Consider the following 18054-nt stretch of genomic DNA (forward strand, 5'->3'; position numbering starts at 1 on the left):
GGCGCGGATGTGGTAGAGCGCCCGCGCCCGCGGACGGGCGGCGGCTCAGGAGAGGGCGGTGGCGATGGCGGTGGCTGCGGCGAGGACCTGCGCGCCGACCACCCCGGCGTCCAGCGGGGCCAGCGCCACCACCCCGACGCTCGCCTCCAGGCCCGGCACGCCGAGCACCGGGGCGGCCACGCCGTACGCCCCGGATTGCAACTCCCCGGCGGTGCTCACCGGGCCGGCGGCGCCCGCCCGGCCGGCGAGGATGGCCCGCCCGGCCGCCCCGCGCTCCAGCGGGTGCCGCGCCCCCGTCCGGTACGCGACGTGGAACGACGTCCAGCTCGGCTCGACCACGACGAGCGCGACCCCCTCGCCGCCCTCGACCACCGTCAGGTGGGCGGTCGCGCCGGCCTGCTCCGCGAGGCGGCGCAACGCGGGCAGCGCCCCCTCGGCGAGCAGCGGCTGGGCCCGCCGGGCCAGGTGCAGCACCCCGGCGCCGAGGCGCAGGCGGCCCTCACCGTCGCGGCGCAGCATGCCGTGCGCGGCGAGCGCGCCGACCAGCCGGTACACCGCCGCCCGGCCGACGCCCAACCGGTTCGCCGCCTCGGTGACGGTCAGCCCGCCCGGCGCGTCGGCGACCAGGTGCAGCAGTCGCAGCCCCCGGTCCAGCGTCTGCGCCGTCTCCCCGCCCCGCGCCGTCGTCTCCACGCCCAGCAGCGTACGACCCGGCTCCGGACAACCCAGGAATGCGGGGGCGGCTACCCTTGTACGGTGACGCTACGCCTGTATGACACCGCCACCCGATCGGTGCGGGACTTCGTCCCGCGGGAAGCCGGCAAGGTGGGGGTCTACCTGTGTGGTCTCACCCTCCAGGCCCCGCCGCACATCGGTCACCTTCGCTCCGGCGTCAACTACGACGTGCTGCGCCGCTGGCTGCTCGCCGCCGGTTACGAGGTCACCTTCATCCGCAACGTGACCGACATCGACGACAAGATCCTGGTCAAGGCGATGGAGCGGGGCCAGCCCTTCTGGTCGATCGCGTACGCCAACGAGCTGGTCCTGGCGGAGTCCTACCGGGCGCTCAACGTGCTGCCCCCGACGTACGAGCCGCGGGCCACCGGGCACATCCCGGAGATGCACGAGCTGATCGCCAAGCTCATCGCCGACGGGCACGCCTACCCGGCCACCGACGACTCCGGCGACGTCTACTTCGACGTCTGCTCCTGGCCGGCCTACGGCTCCCTGTCGGGGCAGTCGCCGGACGCGATGCAGTCGGCCGGGGACGCGCCCGACCGGGGCAAGCGCGACCCGCGCGACTTCGCGCTGTGGAAGGGCGCCAAGCCCGACGAGCCGGCGGACGCCTACTGGCCGTCGCCGTGGGGGCGGGGCCGGCCGGGCTGGCACATCGAGTGCTCGGCGATGTGCTGGCGCTACCTCGGCGCCGAGTTCGACATCCACGGCGGAGGGCTGGACCTCACCTTCCCCCACCACGAGAACGAGATCGCCCAGTCGCAGGCCGCCGGGCTGCCGTTCGCCCGCTACTGGGTGCACCACGGGCTGCTCAGCATCGGCGGCGCCAAGATGGGCAAGTCGCTCGGCAACGCCCTCGACCTGACGTACGTCGACTCGCTCGGGGTGCGCCCGGTGGAGCTGCGTTACTACTACGCCGCCGCGCACTACCGGTCCCGGATCGACTACTCGGAGGACGCGCTGCGCGAGGCGGCCGTCGCGTACCGCCGGATCGAGGGCTTCGTGCAGCGGGCCGTCGAGCGTGTCGGCGCCGGCCAGCTCGGCGAGCTGCCGGGCGCGTTCGCGGCGGCGATGGACGACGACCTGAACACCTCCGCCGCGTTCGCCGTCCTGCACGAGGTGGTCCGCGACGGCAACACCGCGCTGACCGGCGGCGACGATGTGACCGTCCGCACGGCGCTGGCCTCCGCGCGCGCCATGCTGGATATCCTCGGGGTCGACCCCCTCGACCCGGCGTGGACCGGTGGCGGCCGCACGGACGACCTGCGCGGCGTGGTGGACTCGCTGATCGCGCTGGCCCTGGAGCAGCGCGCACAGGCCCGCGGTCGCAAGGACTGGGCCGCCGCGGACGCCGTACGCGACCAGCTCAAGCAGGCCGGCGTGGTGGTCGAGGACACCCCCCAGGGCCCCCGTTGGACTATTGGAGAGCAGGACTGATGGCCGGCAACTCGCAGCGCCGTGGCCGGCGTCTGACGCCGAAGGCGGGAGCCCCGAAGGGCTCCGGTGGCAAGAACAAGGACGCCCTCGCCGGGCGGGGCAGGACCCTGCCCGCCGACGAGCGGCCCTGGCACAAGGCCTACTCGGGCACCGAGAAGCTGCCCCAGCGCACCGCCTGGAAGCAGGACAAGGAGCGCCGGGCGGCGGCCGAGGAGGGGCGCGCCCCCAAGATCGGCCAGCCGGGCAGCAAGGACACCACCTGGGGCAAGGGCGGTGGCCGGGGCGTGCCGACCACGGGCGGGCGCGGTACGGGCGGTCGGGGCGCCAGGCCCACCGGTCGTGGCGGCCCCCGGGTCGCGCCGGGCCGCAAGTCCAACCCGTCCAAGGACACGCCGGAGCTGCTGGTCGGGCGCAACCCGGTGCTGGAGTCGCTGCGTGCCCAGGTGCCGGCGACCGCGCTCTACACCGCGCAGGGCATCGACGCCGACGACCGGGTCAACGAGATCGTCCGGACGGCCGCCGACCGGGGCATCGCGATCCTGGAGATCAGCCGGGCCGAGCTGGACCGGATGACCGGCGGCGTGCTGCACCAGGGCATCGGGCTCCAGGTGCCGGCGTTCGCGTACGAGCCCTTCGAGGACCTCGTCGCGGCGGCGCTGGAGCAGGCCGCCCCGCTGCTGGTGGCGCTGGACGGGGTGACGGACCCGCGCAACCTCGGCGCGGTGATCCGGTCCGCCGCCGCCTTCGGCGCGCAGGGTGTCTTCGTACCGGAGCGGCGGGCTGCCGGGATCACGGCGACCGCCTGGCGGACCAGCGCCGGTGCGGCGGCGCGGGTACCGGTCGCCCAGGTGACGAACCTGACCCGGTCGCTGAAGGCCTGTCAGGACGCCGGCTTCCTGGTGGTGGGCCTGGACGCCGACGGCGAGACCGACCTCTACGACCTGGAGGCCGCCGTCGGCCCGCTGGTCGTGGTGGTCGGCTCCGAGGGCCGGGGGCTCTCCCGGCTGGTCGGCGAGACCTGCGACCTGACGGTCAGCATCCCGATGGTCTCCGACGTCGAGTCGCTCAACGCCAGCGTCGCCGCGGCCGTCACCCTCGCCGAGGTGGCGCGCCGCCGGGCCGCCGAGGGCTGATCCGCAGACACGGAGAAGGGGCGGTCCGCCGATGGCGGGCCGCCCCTTCTCCCGCCCGGGGGCCTACAGCCGGAGACGACGATGGGGGCGCCCGCCGGTCGGCGGGCACCCCCATCTCGTCGTACGTCAGATGCGGTGGCCGGTGCTCGCGTTGAAGACGTGGCTGCGGCCCTCGCGCGGCTTGACGAACACGGTGTCGCCCATGTTCGGCATGGTGCGCCGGTCGGTACGGACCACGAAGCGCTCGTTGCTGCCCTCGAGCGCGGCGTGGCCGTAGATGTTGGCGTCCGAGCCGAGGTCCTCGACCAGCTCGACGACGACGGGCATGCCGCCCTCGGTCGGGCTGACCAGGTCGCAGTCCTCGGGGCGGAAGCCGACGGTCACCTTGTTGTCGCCGCCGTCGGCGCGGGCCGCCTCGACCTGCTCACGGGTGAGCGGGATCTGGAGGTCGGCGAAGGCGGCGCCCCGCTCGCTCAGCTGCACGGTCTTGATGTTCATGGCGGGGGAGCCCATGAAGCCGGCGACGAAGACGTTGGCCGGGGTGTCGTAGAGCGCCCGCGGGGTGTCCACCTGCTGGAGCACGCCGTCGAGCATGACCGCCACCCGGTGGCCCATGGTCATGGCCTCGACCTGGTCGTGGGTGACGTAGACGGTGGTGACGCCCAGCTTCGCCTGGAGCGACGCGATCTGGGTACGGGTCTGCACACGCAGCTTCGCGTCGAGGTTCGACAGCGGCTCGTCCATGAGGAAGACCTGCGGCTCGCGGACGATCGCCCGGCCCATGGCCACCCGCTGGCGCTGACCGCCGGAGAGGGCCTTCGGCTTGCGGCCCAGGTACTCCTCCAACTGGAGCAGCGCCGCCGCCTCCTTGACCCGCCGGTCGATCTCGGCCTTCGAGGTCTTGCGCAGCTTGAGCGCGAACGCCATGTTCTCGTACACCGTCATGTGCGGGTAGAGGGCGTAGTTCTGGAAGACCATCGCGATGTCGCGGGCCTTCGGCGGCAGGTGGGTGACGTCCCGGTCGTCGATGTGGATCGAGCCCTGGTCGACATCCTCCAGGCCGGCGAGCATGCGCAGGCTGGTGGACTTGCCGCAACCGGAGGGGCCGACCAGGACGAGGAACTCGCCGTCGCCGATCTCCAGGTCGAGCTGGTTGACGGCGGGACGCTCCGTGCCCGGGTAGATCCGGGACGCCTTGGAGTAGGTGACCGTAGCCATGGTGGGGTGCTTCCTTTCACCGGCAGGAACGTGCCGGACGATCCGAGTGAAGGAGCGGCCGGCACGGGACGCGCCGGCCCACGGGCAACCTCTCGGTGATCGAGATGTCGTCCGTGTCACTGCACGGTAAACGGCTTTCCGCCACCTGCCAAGGCGGGGCGCACGGGGTGGGACGGACCGCATAGACATTCCGGTCACTCGGGCACGGGCGGACATCAATCGACCGTCAATGTCGGTCCGCCGCACGGGGGCGGAGACGTTTCCGGTGGTCGGGGGGCCTGCCGCGGCGGAAATCCGGACGTCAGTCGCTATGCTGACCTCGGCACCACACGCCCCTGTAGCTCAGCTGGCCAGAGCACTCGCCTTGTAAGCGAGATGTCGCCGGTTCGATCCCGGCCGGGGGCTCCAATTCCATCAGGCCTTTCGTGCCCGACGCTGTCGCGCGCTGCGGCGCGCGAGTTCTCCATGTCGGGGAGAACGCCGTGTCTCTCCCCGCCGCCACCTCCACTTGCCTGTCGGGAAAGACCGAAGTACTTTCTTGTGAGGAAAGTACCCGGCCGGCCCTGGAGGGGAACTGTTGGACGCCCGCGAAGCTGAACGGACTCTGTCTCAGGCGGCCGAGCGCCGCCGTCAGAGCATCGAAGCGGGCACCGCCGCATGGCCTCCACGGGTGTGGTGGAGCATCTGCCTCAGCGTCCTCGCCCTGGGTCTGCTCATCGACGCCGACATGATCTGGCTGTGGGGCCTGCTGATGGTCATCGGTCTGGGGGTGGCGTGGAACCGCGGAGTGCAGCTCAGGCCCACCCGCTCTTCCAGGCGCTGGACCGCGGTGCTGGCGGCGACCTTCGTGCTGGCCTTCGTCGCCGACGTCGCCGTGCAATTCGTGGTCCGTGCCCTGCAGTGGCCGTTGCCGAACACCCTCGGCGCTCTTGGCGCCCTCGCGACGATCGCGCTGCTCAGCCGTCCGGTGCAGGCGCGCCTGGCCGCCAGCTTGCACCCGTGAGCCGCTCTGAGCCGGCCGCGCCCGCGGCCAACGGCGTTCCGCCCGCAGGGGAGCTGGATGCGTTCCTGCACACCCCCGCCCGGTTGAACATCTGCGCTCTGCTCGCCCCGGCCGAGTGGGTGCTGTTCTCCTTCCTGCGTGACAGCATCGGCACCAGCGACTCTGCGCTGTCCAAACAACTCACCGCACTCGAGCAGGCCGGCTTCGTGGAAGTCCGCAAGGACCGCAGTGTCCGGCATCGGACCTCTGTCCGCCTTACCGACGACGGGCGCAAGGCCTTCGACGCCTACCTGTTCAGCCTCGAGCAGCTCGTCGCCCGCGCGCGCGGGCGCAGCTGACGGTGCGCAATCCCAAGCGGGCTACGCCAACCGCCGCACGAGGCCGGTCCGGTCACCCCCGGGCGCCCCTGCCGTGACCGGCCGCCTCCGTTCCCGGTGGTCCGCCGCGAGCTGAGGCTGCCCTGGCGCAGCGGTCGTGTCGAAGTGGACCTCGACGTCGTAGATCAGGCGGAGGGGCCTGCCGTTGGTGACGCCGACGAAGACCGGCTCGGCGGCCGGGGTGCGGCCGTGGCGCCAGACCTCGTTCCGGGCGGCTTCCCAGGACTCGTGGTGGTGCTTTCCGTGCTCGACCTGGCCGTCGACCAGGTCTTCGGCGGCGTGCGACTCCCGCATGACGTGGGCGACTGGCGCGACGACTTCCGCACGCTGGCCCGGGACTGACGGCGGCCATCCTCCGGCACCCCTGGGCGGCGAGCCTGATCGGGCGTCCCATGCTCGGCCCCAACGTGCTCGCGCGCACCGTAGCGGGCCCGGCGTGGCGGCACCCTATGCTGGGCGGCGTGAGCAGGGCGACGGAGGAGTCGAACCGGGCCATGCTGCGCGCCCGGGACGCGATGGACCGCGCGTACGACCAGCCGCTGGACATCCCCGCCCTGGCCCGGATCGCGTACGTCTCCGAGGCGCACTTCATCCGCACCTTCCGGGCGACCTTCGGCGAGACCCCGCACCGCTACCTCCAGCGGCGGCGGGTGGAGCGGGCCATGTACCTGCTGCTGCACACCGACCGGGACGTCACCGACGTCTGCTACGCGGTCGGCTTCGCCAGCCTGGGCACGTTCAGCCGCACGTTCCGGCAGATCGTCGGGGAGTCGCCGTCGGAGTACCGCCGGCGCAAGGCGCCGACCGCCGCCGTGCCGATGTGCTTCACCAAGGCCTGGACCCGGCCCAGCAGCTTCGGGCAGCAGAGGTCAGTTTTGGATAAGCAGCAGGTCAGGGGAGCCCCGTAGCGTTTCCGGCATGACGATGAACGCGATCAGCCGCTCCCAGATCTACGTCCTCGATCAGGACGAGGCCCTCGACTTCTATGTGGGCAAGCTCGGCATGGAGGTCAACACCGACCAGGACCTCGGCTTCATGCGCTGGCTCACGGTCAACCTCCCCGACGACCCGGAACGGGAGATCCTGCTGGAGAAGCCGGGCCCGCCGGCGCTGGACCCGGCCACCGCCGAGCAGGTCCGCGAGCTGCTCACCAAGGGGGCGCTGGGTGGGTTCCTCTTCATGACCACCGACGACGCGCAGAAGACGTACGAGGACCTCGTGGCCAAGGGCGTCGAGATCACCGACGAACCGATGGAGCGCCCGTACGGGATCGACTTCGGCATCCGCGACCCGTTCGGCAACAAGATCCGCATCGGCCAGATGTTCCCCAGGGGCTGACCTGGCGGCAGGGAGCCATGATCGGGAGGCGTGCCGCCGGTGGCACGCCTTTCGATCGCGTACGAGGGGGACGCCGTGGGGACCCGCCTGCTCTACCTGGCCCGGCACGGCGAGCAGGACCGCCCGCCGGGCACCCCGCCGGGCGTCGACCCGCCGGAGACCGGCCTGTCCGACCGGGGCCGCCGGCAGGCGACCCTGCTCGGCGAGCGGCTGCGCGGCGTGCCCGTCGACGCCGTCCACCACGGCCCGCTGCGGCGCGCCGTCGAGACCGCCGAGCTGGTCGCGGCGGCGCTGCCCGGGGTGCCGGTGCACGCCGCCGAGGAGGTCGGTGACCACCTGCCGCACGACACCGGTCCGGCCGGCCTGCCGCCCGCGTACGCCCGGCTGCTGGCGGGTTTCTCCCCGGCGGAGCGGGCCGACGGGCCGCGACTGGCGGCGGCAGCCGTGCGGCGGTTCGCCACCGCCCCGGACGACGGGGACCGGCGGGACCTGGTCGTCACGCACACGTTCCTGATCGCCTGGTTCGTCCGGCACGCGCTCGACGCGCCGGAGCGGCGCTGGCTGGGGTTCAACGCGCACCACTGCGGGCTGACGGTGATCCGCTACGGCCCGGGCGGTCCGCCGACCCTGCTCGCGGTCAACGACACCGCCCATCTGCCGCCGGAGCTGCGCGGCACCGGCCTGCCGGAGGACTACCGGTTCTGAGGGCCGGAGGGCTCCGCCCGTCCTTGTGCGACGGCGCGGGGCGGGGTAGGGGCGGCTCAGGCGGTGGCGGTGAGCAGCAGTTCCACCACCGCGCGGGTCGTCGTCGGCGCGCCACCGTCGGACGGGCAGTCCACGTAACCGGTCTCCACCGTCCCGACCGTGAGTCGGTAGTCGAAGGCGTCGTGGCAGGTCGTGGGGGCCGACGGGCGGCCGGCCTCGGCGGCGAGCGCGGGGTCGGCGACGAGCCGGCGCAGCCGGTCCAGGTCCGCGCCGGAGAGCCGGCCCGTGCGGCGCGACCCGGCGCGGTCGACCGCGCTCCATCGTCCGTCGGGCTCCACCGTCACGGTGTCGCCGCGCCCGGCGAACCCGCCCGAGCGGGTCAGCACCACGCGTGCCGCCGCGGCCGTCGGTGCGGAGGTGGGCGGCGCCACGGTCGGTGCGGACGGGCCCGCCGGGAAGCTCTCCGGCGGCGGCACCCGGGGCGGCTCGGTCGTCGTGCAGCCGGGCAGGGCCGTCACCAGCAGCGCGATCTTGACGCAAGCCATCGAGACTGATCTCATTCCGCTCGGACGCGCGGCGCGGCGGCGCGGTTCCCGCCGGCCCCGGTTCCACCGAACGGTCAGTGTCCCGGGCGGAATCCGGATCACCTCTTCTCTTTTGGGTCGTCACATCGTTATATCTACATGCGTGACTATCCCTGTCGCGCATACCCCCGTTCAGGAGGGCACGTGAAAAGACCCATTGCCGCCGTCGGTACGGCCCTGCTCACCAGCGGCCTGCTGACCGGCGTCGCCACCCCGGCGCTCGCGGCACCCCCCACCGCCCCCGCCCCGGGCGGGCCCGCCGCCGCCGCGGCGAGCGTCCTGCGGACCAACCCCGGCGCCGTGCAGGGCACCGGCGCCGAGTCCTACCAGGTGCACAGCACCAAGGTGGACGCCAACGGCGCCGCCCACACCCGCTACACCCGGACCTACCAGGGCCTGCGGGTGTACGGCGGTGACTTCGTCATCCACACGACCCCGAGCGGCGGCTACGCCGGCTCCTCGGTCGGTCTGGACGCCCCGCTGACCCTCCCCACCACGGCGAAGGTCACCGCCGCGGCGGCGAAGAAGGCCGCCCGCGCCGAGTTCTCCGGCACGCTCACCGCCGTGGGCACTCCGGAACTCTTCGTCGACGCCAGCTCCGGCAAGGGCCGGCTCGCCTGGGAGACCGTCGTCACCGGCTGGCACCCGGACGGGCAGACGCCGTCGCGGTTCCACGTCGTCACCGACGCCACCACGGGCAAGGTCGTCGGCTCGTACGACGAGATCGAGGCCGTCGCCGGCACGGGCAACAGCGTCTACTCGGGCACCGTCACCGTGGACACCACGCTCTCCGGCAGCACGTACCAGATGATCGACCCGCTGCGCGGCAACGGCTCCACGTGCGACATGAACAACGGCACGTCGACGTGCACCACGTTCACCGACGCCGACAACACCTGGGGCACCGGCGCCGCCTCCAACCGGCAGTCCGCCGCCGTGGACGCGCACCACGGCGCCGCCAAGACCTTCGACTACTTCAAGAACGTGCACGGCCGCAACGGCATCTTCGGCGACGGCCGGGGCGTGCCGAGCCGGGTGCACTACGGCAACAACTACGTCAACGCCTTCTGGGACGGCTCCCGGATGACCTACGGCGACGGCAGCGGCAACTCCCGGCCGCTGGTCTCCATCGACGTGGCCGCCCACGAGATGAGCCACGGCGTGACCGAGAACGTCGTCCCCGGCGGCCTGACCTACTCCGGCGAGTCCGGCGGCCTCAACGAGGCCACCAGCGACATCTTCGGCAACATGGTCGAGTTCTACGCCAACAGCTCCGCCGACCCGGGCGACTACCAGGTCGGTGAGAAGATCAACATCAACGGCAACGGTACGCCGCTGCGCTACATGTACAACCCGTCCCTGGACGGGTCGAGCGACAGCTGCTGGTCCACCGCGACCAGGAGCAAGGACGTGCACTACTCGTCCGGTGTCGCCAACCACTTCTTCTTCAACCTCGCCGAGGGCACCGGGGCCACCTCGTACGGCACCTCGCCGGTCTGCGGCTCCGCCCCGGCGGTGACCGGCATCGGCCGCGCCAAGGCCGAGAAGATCTGGTGGCGGGCGCTGGACGCGTACTTCACCTCCAACACCTCGTACGTCAACACCAGCAACCCGGCCAACACCGCCCGGGCGTACAGCCTGCGCGCCGCGACCGACCTGTACGGCAGCTGCTCCACCGAGTACCGGACCGTCCAGGCGGCCTGGACCGCGGTGAACGTGGCCGGCAACGACGCGCCGTGCTCGACCGGCAACGACTTCTCGGTCTCGCTCTCGCCGACCTCCGGCGCGGTGAACCCGGGCGGCTCGGTCTCCACCACCGTGGCCACGGCCACCACCAGCGGCTCGGCGCAGACCGTGACGCTGTCGGCCGCCGGCCTGCCGAGCGGCGCGACCGCCTCGTTCAGCCCGGCCTCGGTGACCTCGGGCGGCTCGTCGACCCTCACCGTCGCCACCACGGCCGCCACGGCGCCCGGCACCTACACGGTCACCGTGAACGGCGCCGGCTCGGTCACCCGCAGCGCCACCTACACGCTGACCGTGAACGGCACCGGCGGCGGCTGCACCAGCCCGGGTCAGAAGCTCGCCAACGCGGGCTTCGAGTCCGGGGCCACCGCCTGGACGCAGACCTCGGGCGTGATCGGCCAGCACGGCACCGCGCAGCCGGCCCGCACCGGCACGTGGAGCGCGTGGATGAACGGGTACGGGACCACCCGCACCGAGACGCTCTCCCAGTCGGTGAGCCTGCCCGCCGGGTGCACGTCGTACAACTTCAGCTTCTGGCTGCACATCGACTCGGCGGAGACCACCAGCAGCACCGCGTACGACACGCTGCGGGTGCAGGTGCTCAACTCCTCCGGGACGGTGCTGGCGACCCTCGCCACGTACTCGAACCTGAACAAGGCCGCTGGCTACAGCCAGAAGTCGTTCTCGCTGGCCGCGTACAAGGGGCAGACCGTCACCCTGCGGTTCACCGGCGTCGAGGACTCGTCGCTCCAGACGTCCTTCGTCGTGGACGACACCGCGCTGAACGTCTCCTGACGTAGCCGTACCGTCGCCGGCCCGGCGACCACCCCGCCAGGGTGGTCGTCGGGTGGGCGCCGTTATGGTCGCCGCACGCGTCGCCGCTCCCGGCGGCCGGGCGGTACGTCGAAGGGGTGGTGACGGTGGCGGACGCGGAACTCCTCGTCGAGGTGGCCGGGCCGGTGGCGACGGTGGTGATCCGCAACCCGGCGCGGCGCAACGCGATGACCACCGCCATGTGGCGACGGCTGCCGGAGCTGCTCGACGGGCTGGAGGCCGACCCGGCTGTCCGGGCGCTGGTGCTCACCGGCGCGGGGGACACCTTCTGCGCCGGCGCGGACCTGGGCGACCTGGACGAGCTGCTGGACGCCGGTGACGCCAGCGTCGCGGTGGCCGCCGAGGAGCGGCTCGCCGCCTTCGCCAAGCCCACCGTCGCCGCCGTCCGGGGCGCGTGCGTGGGCGGCGGCTGTCAGCTCGCCGTCGCCTGCGACCTGCGGGTCGCCACCACCGACGCGCGGTTCGGCGTGCCGCCGGCGCGGCTGGGACTGGTCTATCCGGCGCCCACCACCCGCCGGCTGGCCCGGCTGGTCGGTCCCGCCGCGGCCAAGCACCTGCTCTTCACCGCCGAGCTGATCGACGCCGAGCGGGCGCTGCGGGTGGGCCTGGTCGACGAGGTGCTGCCGGGCGACGGGCTCGCCGCCCGGGTGGACGAGCTCACCGCCGCCGTGGTCGCCCGGTCGCAGCTCAGCGTCGCCGCCGCCAAGGAGATCGTCGACGGGCGGGCGGACGAGGACCGGATCGCCTGGTGGCACGGGCAGGTCCGGGCCAGCGGCGAGGCCCGCGAGGGCGTGGCCGCCTTCCACGAGCGCCGCCCGGCCCGCTTCGGCTGGACCCCGCCCGCCCGGCACTGACCGCTCCACCTCCCGTGGGTGGGGGCCGACGGGTGCCGCGCCGAGGGCGTACCCCCGACGCGGCCCCCCGTTCCCGCCGGCCGGTCCGTCACCGCCCCGCCAGCGCCGCCCAGCTCGGCACGGCCGGCTCGCGCCGCAGCGGCATGCCCGCCTCGGCCGGCGTCCGGTCGCCCTTGTGCTGGTTGCAGCCGTAGCAGGCGGCCGTCGTGTTCCGCCAGGTGTTCCGGCCGCCGCGCGAGCGGGGCAGGATGTGGTCGATGGTGCCGGCCGGCCCCCCGCAGTACGCGCAGCAGCGCCCGTCGCGGCGCAGCACGCCCGCGCGGGACCAGGCCGGGCCGGCGCTGAACCGCCACCGGGTCACCACGTAGCGGACCAGGCGCACCACCCGGGGGACCGGGAACACCCCGATCACCCGGTCCGGCTCGGCCTCATGGATCTCGGCGACCCGCCGGCAGAGCATCCGGATCGCATGCTGGACGGTGACCCGGTGCAGCGGGCCGAGGTCGGCGTTGACGACGAGGACGGCGTCCACCGGTGTCTCCCTTCGTGGCGGTGACGATCTGGACGGGCCGGACAGCGAAAGAGCCGCCCGGTCCGGGTTACGGACGGGCGGCTCGACGGCGTGCGGGCACGCGTCAGTCGGGCCGGCCGCCCCCGGGGTCTTCGGCGCGGCAACCGCCGCCGCTCGCCGGACGCGTGGGCAGGCACGACGGCACACCGGTGACGTGCGACATCGACATGACCAGCTCCTGCGGCGGTGGTTGACCTTGCGCGATCACGGTAGGTCGGCGGGGGACAGAGGGGCAACGGATTTCGATCGAGGCTGCGGTTCGTCGGGGCGACGCTGCCGGCGGGCCCGGCCGCCGGCCCGCGCGGCGGCCAAGGGCCGGTCGATGCGTACGGCCATCCGCGCCGTCAGCTCGCTCTCCAGCAGCGGCCGGTTGACCTCCCCGGCGACCGCGAGCGCCGGCCCCGAGACGGTGCGCCAGATCGCGGCCAGCCCGGCGCCCAGCCCGAGCAGGGCCACGGCGGCCCGGGTAACCGGTGGGCCGGCGGCGGCGAGCGCGCTCACCCCCACCACGGCGAACAGCACGGCGAGCAGCGGTACGAGCACTGGCCAGAAGATCCCCCGGACGGCCTGCACCACCAGTCTCCGGTCCCGCACGATCAGGTTCCGGGCGACGATCGCGTAGTCCTCCTCGTCGAGCAGGTCCCTCGGGTGCAGCCCGCCGGTGAGTACGCCCTGCCACAGCTCGCCCTGGTTGCGCAGCTCGCGGGCCAGCTCGGGCAGCCCCGCCTCGGTCGGGTCGCCCACGCTCGCCCGGGTGACCGCCGATGCCCACGCCGACAGCGAGTGGCGGACCACCGCGGCCGAGTACGGCGGCAGCACGCTGGCCAGCTCGCCCAGCCAACGGCCGATCTCGAACTGCCGCCCGCCGAAGCGCTGGGCCACCTGCCCGGCGTCGCCGTTCCGCACGGCGTCGCCGTACCGGACGGTGTCGGCCAGCGAGCGTCCCAGCCGGTACGCCAGCCCCACCCGCTGGTTGGTGGCCATCGTCCAGCGCAGCAGTTCCACGTTCAGGTCGTCGAGGGCGAGCAGCAGGGCGTCTCCGGACCCGTCGGCCACCCGGCCCCGCGCGTCGGCGGTGGCGGGCACGGGGCCGACGCGCCGGGTCAGCTCGGCGATCTGGGTGAGCGCGACCTCCACGCCGTCCAGATACATCTGCATGCGCCGCCGCCCCGACATCTCGGTCAGGTTGGACAGCTTCGCCGGTGCGCCCGCCGGCCGCTCGGCCCCGGGGTCGCGCAGCTCGGCGGTCCGCGCGTGGTGGTAGGCGTCCGCCATCCACCAGCCGAGCCGCAGGGCGGTCACGACGCAGGCCCGCTCGTCGCGGATCAGCGGGTACGCGTCGTCCCGCGGCACGTCGGCGACGAGCGGGCCGTCGTCCGTGCGCGGCGACAATCCGACCTCCCGGCTCACCCCAGACGATCAGCCTAGGTGAACCAAACAGCCCATTTGCCCGTTTTGCTCCTCATTGCCGGGCGAGCGGGCCCCGGGCCGGTCAGCCGGCCCGGCGCGCAGACCCCGGGTGGGTCAGCCCCGTCCGGCGAGCAGGCCCCGGGGCCGGATCGAGCGGACCCGCTCCGCCGCGGCGCCCTCGGCCCGCAGGACGTGGTTGGCCGCGATGATCCCGGTCGCCGCCGACCGCTCCATCAGCGCGCTCGGGAAGTCCGTCCGGATGCCGTCGCCGGCCAGGTAGAGCCCGTCGGCGTCGGTGCGCACCCCCGGCCGCCAGGCGTGGCTGCCGGGCGTGAACGCCGGAGCCTGCGCCTCCACCCGGGCGCGCAGCTCGCGGACCCGCAGCCGGGCCGCCTCCGGCCAGAGCGCGGTCAGCTCGACCCGCATCCGTTCGGCCAGCTCCTCGGCGGGCACGCCCGCGTCGCAGGCGTACGCGTGCAGCTCGACGACCGAGCCGCCGGTGCGCTCGGCCCAGCGGCGGGACTCGTTCTCCAGCCGGTGGTAGAGGGTCACCGAGTCCAGAGTGGGCTGCCGGGACACCCCGCTGAACACCGCCCGGTCAGCGGAGACGTCCCCGTCGCACCAGAAGCGCGCCACCGCGTACGGCGGACCGGGCCGGCCGAACGCGGGCATCCGCGCCACCAGCCGGGGTGCGTGGTCCGCCAGGCCGGGTGAGGCCGCGACCAGCGCGGCCAGGGCGGGCGGGTCGACGGCGAGCACCACGTGCCCGGCCGGGTACGACGTGCCGTCGGCGGTCGCCACCCGCCAGCCGGCGCCGTCGCGGGTCAGGGCGGTGGCGGCGGCGTCCGTCAGCACCCGGCCGCCGTGCTTCTCCACGTGCCGGGTCAGCGGCTCCCAGATCGCCGTCGCGTAGTCCTCGTCGGGGCAGTCGAAGGCCAGCCCCTCCGGGTTGCCCAGCAGGTAGAAGTGGAACTGGGCGATCATCTCCGCCGCCGACATCTCCGCCTCGTGGTTGAAGAACGAGTGGGAGAAGACCTCGAAGAGCATCGCGCGGGCCCGGTCGGGCAGCCGCAGCGAGGTGAGCAGCGCGTCGGCGGTGCTGTCGTCGAACTCGGCGTAGGTGCGCACCGGGTCGTAGGTGAGCAGCGGCAGCGCCGCGTCCCGGTCCATGCCCCGCAGGTCGCCCAGGCGCAGGCTGGGGCTGCGCAGCAGCAGCGCCAGCAGGTTCGCCGGCGGCGCGGGCGGGAGCTTGCCGAACTCCTCGGTGGGCCACCGTTCGCTGAGGATCGGATAGCCGGGGACCGGCTTGAGGAAGCCCAGCTCCGGGTCGGCGCGGCGCAGGATGGACCGCCAGTTGTAGTACTGCCGGAAGAACGCGTGGAAGCCGTGCTCGTTCATCTGCCGGCTGCCGTCGGCCAGCGTCTCCGGCCAGGCCCCGAGCCGGCCGCCGAGCGTCGGCGCGGCCTCCAGCACCGTCACCGCCACCCCGCGCTCCGCCAGCACCACCGCCGCCGACATGCCGGCGATCCCGCCGCCGACCACCACCGCCTCGACCCGGCCCGGCACGCGGGGGGCGCCACCACCGCCCGGGTCCACCTCGTGCTCGCGTACGCCGATGAGTCGACCGACCACTTTCGACAGCGCCATGTGCACCTTCCCGCCGGGTGGCTCTCCAGTCTGCCCCCAGGTGTAAGGAAGGGGCCCTTCCTCTACCTAAAGCGTTAACAAGGTGCCCTTCCTTTCAACTGGGCGGGAGGCAGCGGCGTTCGCGGTCCGAGGCGGGCCAGACGTACTCCAGGTCGGGCGGGACGTCGTCGCCGAAGAGCGGCCCGTAGTGGCCGGGGTCCTTGCGCAGCAGCGACGAGCGGTGGCTCAGGTGCAGGTCGTCGCGGCCCAGCCAGGGCGGCAGCTCACCGGCCTCGGCCAGCTCGGCCTGGGTGCGGACCCGGGTCAGGCCGCAGGCGGCGGCGAGGTCGGCGGTCATCGTGGTCGCGCAGGTGTCGGCCCGGCCGGGCTCGCACCAGACCGCGCAGACGTCCAGCCCGTACCGGGTGAGGGCCTCCTCGTACCCGGCCCACATCTTCACCGCCGGGTGGTTGCGCCAGCCGTACGTGGGCCAGGTCAACCCGCGCAGCACCTGGATGGTCTCCACCCGCTGCTTGCCCAGTCGCTTCTGGTCCAGCGTCCGGGCGCTGGCCAGGAAGTCCGGGTACGGCAGGAACGTCTGCATTCCGGTGCTCTACCCGTCGCCGGGCGGGACATGCCGGCGCGACCAGCGTTCATGATCACGGGGCTGCGTCCGGCGCGACCGGCTGACTACGATGCGGCACATGGCGGAGCCCCTGCTGGATCGTGCGCGGCGTGCCGGCCGGCGGCTCCGGGTCAACGGGGACGCGCGGGCGCACTACGTGATCTGCGGTCGCGACGCCCTCGCCTACTGGGTGGTGCGGGCGCTGCTCGCCACGGAGCTCCAGGCCGGCCGCGTCCGGATAACCCTGGTGGTGCCCGAACGACCGCGCTCGGACGAGCCCGACGGGCGCGACCTCCAGGGCGTCGAGGTCGTGCGCGCCGACCGGCTGGACGAGGTGACCTTCCGTCGGGCCGGGCTGGCCGGCGCCGACGGGTTGGCCCTGCTGCATCAGGACGATGTCGGCAACATGCACGCCGCGCTCTGCGCGCAGGAGGTCGAGCCCCGGCTGCGGCTGGTGGTGCGGATGTTCAACACCGGCCTCGCCAACGGGGTGCGGCAGATCTTCCCCGACTCGGCCGTGCTCTCCGACGCCTCCATGGCCGCCCCCGCCTTCGTCGCCGCCGCGTTGGGTGAGGTCGCCCCCACCCACTTCCGGCACGGCGGGCGCACCCTCTACGTGGCCCGCCGCGAGGACGTACGCCCGCCCGACGTGGTCTGCGGGGTCGCCGACACCCGCGATCCGCAGCAGGTCCGGCTGCTGCCCGCCGACGAGCGCGCGGCCGACCTGGTGATCGCCGAGGCGACCGGGACGCCGCCGGGGACGGAGCTGGCCGCCCGCCGGCTGAGGCGTGCCCGGCGGCGGCGCCGGCCCCTGACGGTGCTGCTGCGGGCGGTACGCAGCTTCGCCACCCGCAAGATCGGCGTCGCGGTGATCGTGCTGCTGGCGGTGATCGGGGTGCTCGGCTCGCTCAACGGCTACGCGGCGCACGAGGACTGGGCCGACTCGCTCTACCTGACGCTGGTGACCACGCTGACGGGGCAGGATCCGAACCCGGACAAGTCGGCCGCCGAGCAGGTCATGCAGGTGGTGCTCAACCTGGCCGGGCTGGCGTTGATCCCGCTGATCACCGCCGTGGTGGTGGACGGCATCGTCAACGCCCGGCTGGCCCTGCACTCCGGCCGCATCCAGCCCGAGCGCTCCGGGCACGTGGTGGTGGTCGGGCTGGGCAACGTCGGCACCCGGGTGATGGCCCAGCTTTGCGACTTCGGCGTCGAGGTGGTGGCGATCGACAAGGTGCCCGAGCCGCGCGGTGGCGCGCTGGCCCGGCGGCTCGGCGTACCGCTGATCGTGGGCGACGCCGCGCTGGAGGAGACCCTCCAGTCGGCGTCGGTGGGCGGCTGCCAGGCACTGGTGGTGGTTTCCACCGACGACGAGACCAACCTCCAGGCGGCGCTCATCGGCCGGGCCGTCAACCCGGAACTCCAGGTGGTGCTGCGCCTCTTCGACGGTCACTTCGCCGAACGCATCCAGCAGGCGTTCGGCATCGGCGTCTCGCGCAGCGTGTCGTACCTCGCCGCGTTCTCGTTCTCCGCCGCGCTGCTGGACCGCGCCGTGATCGCCACCATCCCGGTCGGCCGGCACGCGCTGCTGGTCACCGAGGTCTCCGTCGCCGCCGGGTCGTCGCTGGACGGCAGGCCGCTTGCCGCCGTCGGGCGGGCCGAGAGCGTACGCCTGCTGGCGCACGCCCGGGCCGGACAGCGCCTCGACTGGGCGCCCGATGCCCGGCTGGTGATCGTCGCGGGCGACCGGCTGACGGTGGTGGCCCGCCGGGCCGGCCTGAACGCCCTGCTCCGTGAGGCCGCGCCCCCGCCGGAGGACCCGGTCACGCCCGCGCCCCGCCAGCCGGAGGAGTGACGGCCG

General features: G+C 73.6%; 18 protein-coding genes and 1 tRNA gene. 12 read left to right on the plus strand and 7 right to left on the minus strand.

Annotation, left to right across the window (positions count from 1 at the left end):
* Positions 1–45 precede the first annotated feature (45 nt).
* A complete protein-coding gene (locus tag EV374_RS26705) occupies positions 46–693 on the minus strand; it encodes a helix-turn-helix domain-containing protein (protein ID WP_132239921.1) in 648 nt (215 codons plus the stop codon).
* Positions 694–756: 63 nt separating this feature from the next.
* On the opposite strand from EV374_RS26705, the gene cysS reads away from it, so the two are divergent.
* Both cysS and rlmB read left to right on the plus strand, forming a co-directional pair.
* A complete protein-coding gene (gene cysS, locus EV374_RS26710; protein WP_132239922.1) occupies positions 757–2172 on the plus strand; it encodes a cysteine--tRNA ligase in 1416 nt (471 codons plus the stop codon).
* The gene (gene rlmB, locus EV374_RS26715; RefSeq protein WP_132239923.1) at positions 2172–3305 is read left to right on the plus strand and encodes a 23S rRNA (guanosine(2251)-2'-O)-methyltransferase RlmB; all 1134 of its coding nucleotides are present in this window, start codon (positions 2172–2174) and stop codon (positions 3303–3305) included. Before cysS ends, rlmB begins: the two co-directional genes overlap by 1 nt.
* Before the next feature lie 126 nt (positions 3306–3431).
* Here the strand turns inward: rlmB and EV374_RS26720 are convergent, their stop codons facing one another.
* On the minus strand, positions 3432–4523 hold the full coding sequence (locus tag EV374_RS26720; RefSeq protein WP_132239924.1) for a sn-glycerol-3-phosphate ABC transporter ATP-binding protein UgpC: 1092 nt from the start codon (positions 4521–4523) through the stop codon (positions 3432–3434).
* Between the two features lie 331 nt (positions 4524–4854).
* Here EV374_RS26720 and EV374_RS26725 point away from each other — a divergent pair.
* The 7 genes from EV374_RS26725 to EV374_RS26750 all read left to right on the plus strand — a co-directional run bounded on the left by EV374_RS26725 (position 4855) and on the right by EV374_RS26750 (position 7946).
* A tRNA-Thr gene (locus EV374_RS26725) sits at positions 4855–4931 on the plus strand.
* Positions 4932–5100: 169 nt separating this feature from the next.
* Positions 5101–5526, plus strand: a complete 426-nt coding sequence (locus tag EV374_RS33620) for a hypothetical protein (RefSeq protein ID WP_486485979.1) — start codon at positions 5101–5103, stop codon at positions 5524–5526.
* Complete coding sequence (locus EV374_RS33625) at positions 5523–5864, plus strand: helix-turn-helix domain-containing protein (RefSeq protein ID WP_486485980.1); 342 nt, start codon at positions 5523–5525, stop codon at positions 5862–5864. Before EV374_RS33620 ends, EV374_RS33625 begins: the two co-directional genes overlap by 4 nt.
* A 228-nt stretch (positions 5865–6092) precedes the next feature.
* On the plus strand, positions 6093–6245 hold the full coding sequence (locus EV374_RS32780; protein WP_165947922.1) for a hypothetical protein: 153 nt from the start codon (positions 6093–6095) through the stop codon (positions 6243–6245).
* Positions 6246–6352: 107 nt separating this feature from the next.
* Positions 6353–6811 (plus strand): helix-turn-helix domain-containing protein, encoded by a 459-nt coding sequence (locus EV374_RS26740; RefSeq protein ID WP_486485981.1) that lies wholly within the window; start codon positions 6353–6355, stop codon positions 6809–6811.
* A gap of 10 nt (positions 6812–6821) precedes the next feature.
* Positions 6822–7241, plus strand: coding sequence for a VOC family protein (locus EV374_RS26745; protein ID WP_132239926.1), 420 nt, complete (start codon positions 6822–6824; stop codon positions 7239–7241).
* A gap of 39 nt (positions 7242–7280) precedes the next feature.
* Entirely contained in the window at positions 7281–7946 is a 666-nt protein-coding gene (locus EV374_RS26750) for a histidine phosphatase family protein (RefSeq protein ID WP_486485982.1), read from the plus strand.
* 56 nt (positions 7947–8002) lie between these two features.
* On the opposite strand, the gene EV374_RS26755 is transcribed toward EV374_RS26750, so the two are convergent.
* A complete protein-coding gene (locus EV374_RS26755; protein ID WP_132239927.1) occupies positions 8003–8491 on the minus strand; it encodes a protealysin inhibitor emfourin in 489 nt (162 codons plus the stop codon).
* 183 nt (positions 8492–8674) lie between these two features.
* Between EV374_RS26755 and EV374_RS26760 the strand changes: the two genes are divergently transcribed.
* A complete protein-coding gene (locus EV374_RS26760) occupies positions 8675–11068 on the plus strand; it encodes a M4 family metallopeptidase (protein WP_132239928.1) in 2394 nt (797 codons plus the stop codon).
* Between the two features lie 119 nt (positions 11069–11187).
* Positions 11188–11961 (plus strand): enoyl-CoA hydratase/isomerase family protein, encoded by a 774-nt coding sequence (locus tag EV374_RS26765; RefSeq protein ID WP_132239929.1) that lies wholly within the window; start codon positions 11188–11190, stop codon positions 11959–11961.
* Positions 11962–12049: 88 nt separating this feature from the next.
* On the opposite strand, the gene EV374_RS26770 is transcribed toward EV374_RS26765, so the two are convergent.
* The 4 genes from EV374_RS26770 to EV374_RS26785 form a co-directional block, all read right to left on the minus strand.
* The gene (locus EV374_RS26770; protein WP_132239930.1) at positions 12050–12493 is read right to left on the minus strand and encodes an HNH endonuclease; all 444 of its coding nucleotides are present in this window, start codon (positions 12491–12493) and stop codon (positions 12050–12052) included.
* 243 nt (positions 12494–12736) lie between these two features.
* Positions 12737–13924 (minus strand): hypothetical protein, encoded by a 1188-nt coding sequence (locus EV374_RS26775; protein WP_486485983.1) that lies wholly within the window; start codon positions 13922–13924, stop codon positions 12737–12739.
* Positions 13925–14056: 132 nt separating this feature from the next.
* Positions 14057–15589, minus strand: coding sequence for an FAD-dependent oxidoreductase (locus tag EV374_RS26780; protein WP_132239931.1), 1533 nt, complete (start codon positions 15587–15589; stop codon positions 14057–14059).
* Between the two features lie 94 nt (positions 15590–15683).
* A complete protein-coding gene (locus EV374_RS26785) occupies positions 15684–16172 on the minus strand; it encodes an MSMEG_6728 family protein (RefSeq protein ID WP_132239932.1) in 489 nt (162 codons plus the stop codon).
* A gap of 100 nt (positions 16173–16272) precedes the next feature.
* On the opposite strand from EV374_RS26785, the gene EV374_RS26790 reads away from it, so the two are divergent.
* The gene (locus EV374_RS26790) at positions 16273–18048 is read left to right on the plus strand and encodes a potassium channel family protein (protein ID WP_486485984.1); all 1776 of its coding nucleotides are present in this window, start codon (positions 16273–16275) and stop codon (positions 18046–18048) included.
* Positions 18049–18054: the final 6 nt, after the last annotated feature.

The organism is Micromonospora sp. CNZ303, assembly GCF_004345505.1.

Bases quoted from the DNA above. Each gene is read 5' to 3' on its own strand.
- rlmB (WP_132239923.1), top strand. From the start codon at position 2,172: ATGGCCGGCAACTCGCAGCGCCGTGGCCGGCGTCTGACGCCGAAGGCG.
- EV374_RS26720 (WP_132239924.1), bottom strand. From the start codon at position 4,523: ATGGCTACGGTCACCTACTCCAAGGCGTCCCGGATCTACCCGGGCACG.
- EV374_RS26740 (WP_486485981.1), top strand. From the start codon at position 6,353: ATGCTGGGCGGCGTGAGCAGGGCGACGGAGGAGTCGAACCGGGCCATG.
- EV374_RS26745 (WP_132239926.1), top strand. From the start codon at position 6,822: ATGACGATGAACGCGATCAGCCGCTCCCAGATCTACGTCCTCGATCAG.
- EV374_RS26755 (WP_132239927.1), bottom strand. From the start codon at position 8,491: ATGGCTTGCGTCAAGATCGCGCTGCTGGTGACGGCCCTGCCCGGCTGC.
- EV374_RS26780 (WP_132239931.1), bottom strand. From the start codon at position 15,589: ATGGCGCTGTCGAAAGTGGTCGGTCGACTCATCGGCGTACGCGAGCAC.
- EV374_RS26785 (WP_132239932.1), bottom strand. From the start codon at position 16,172: ATGCAGACGTTCCTGCCGTACCCGGACTTCCTGGCCAGCGCCCGGACG.
- EV374_RS26790 (WP_486485984.1), top strand. From the start codon at position 16,273: ATGGCGGAGCCCCTGCTGGATCGTGCGCGGCGTGCCGGCCGGCGGCTC.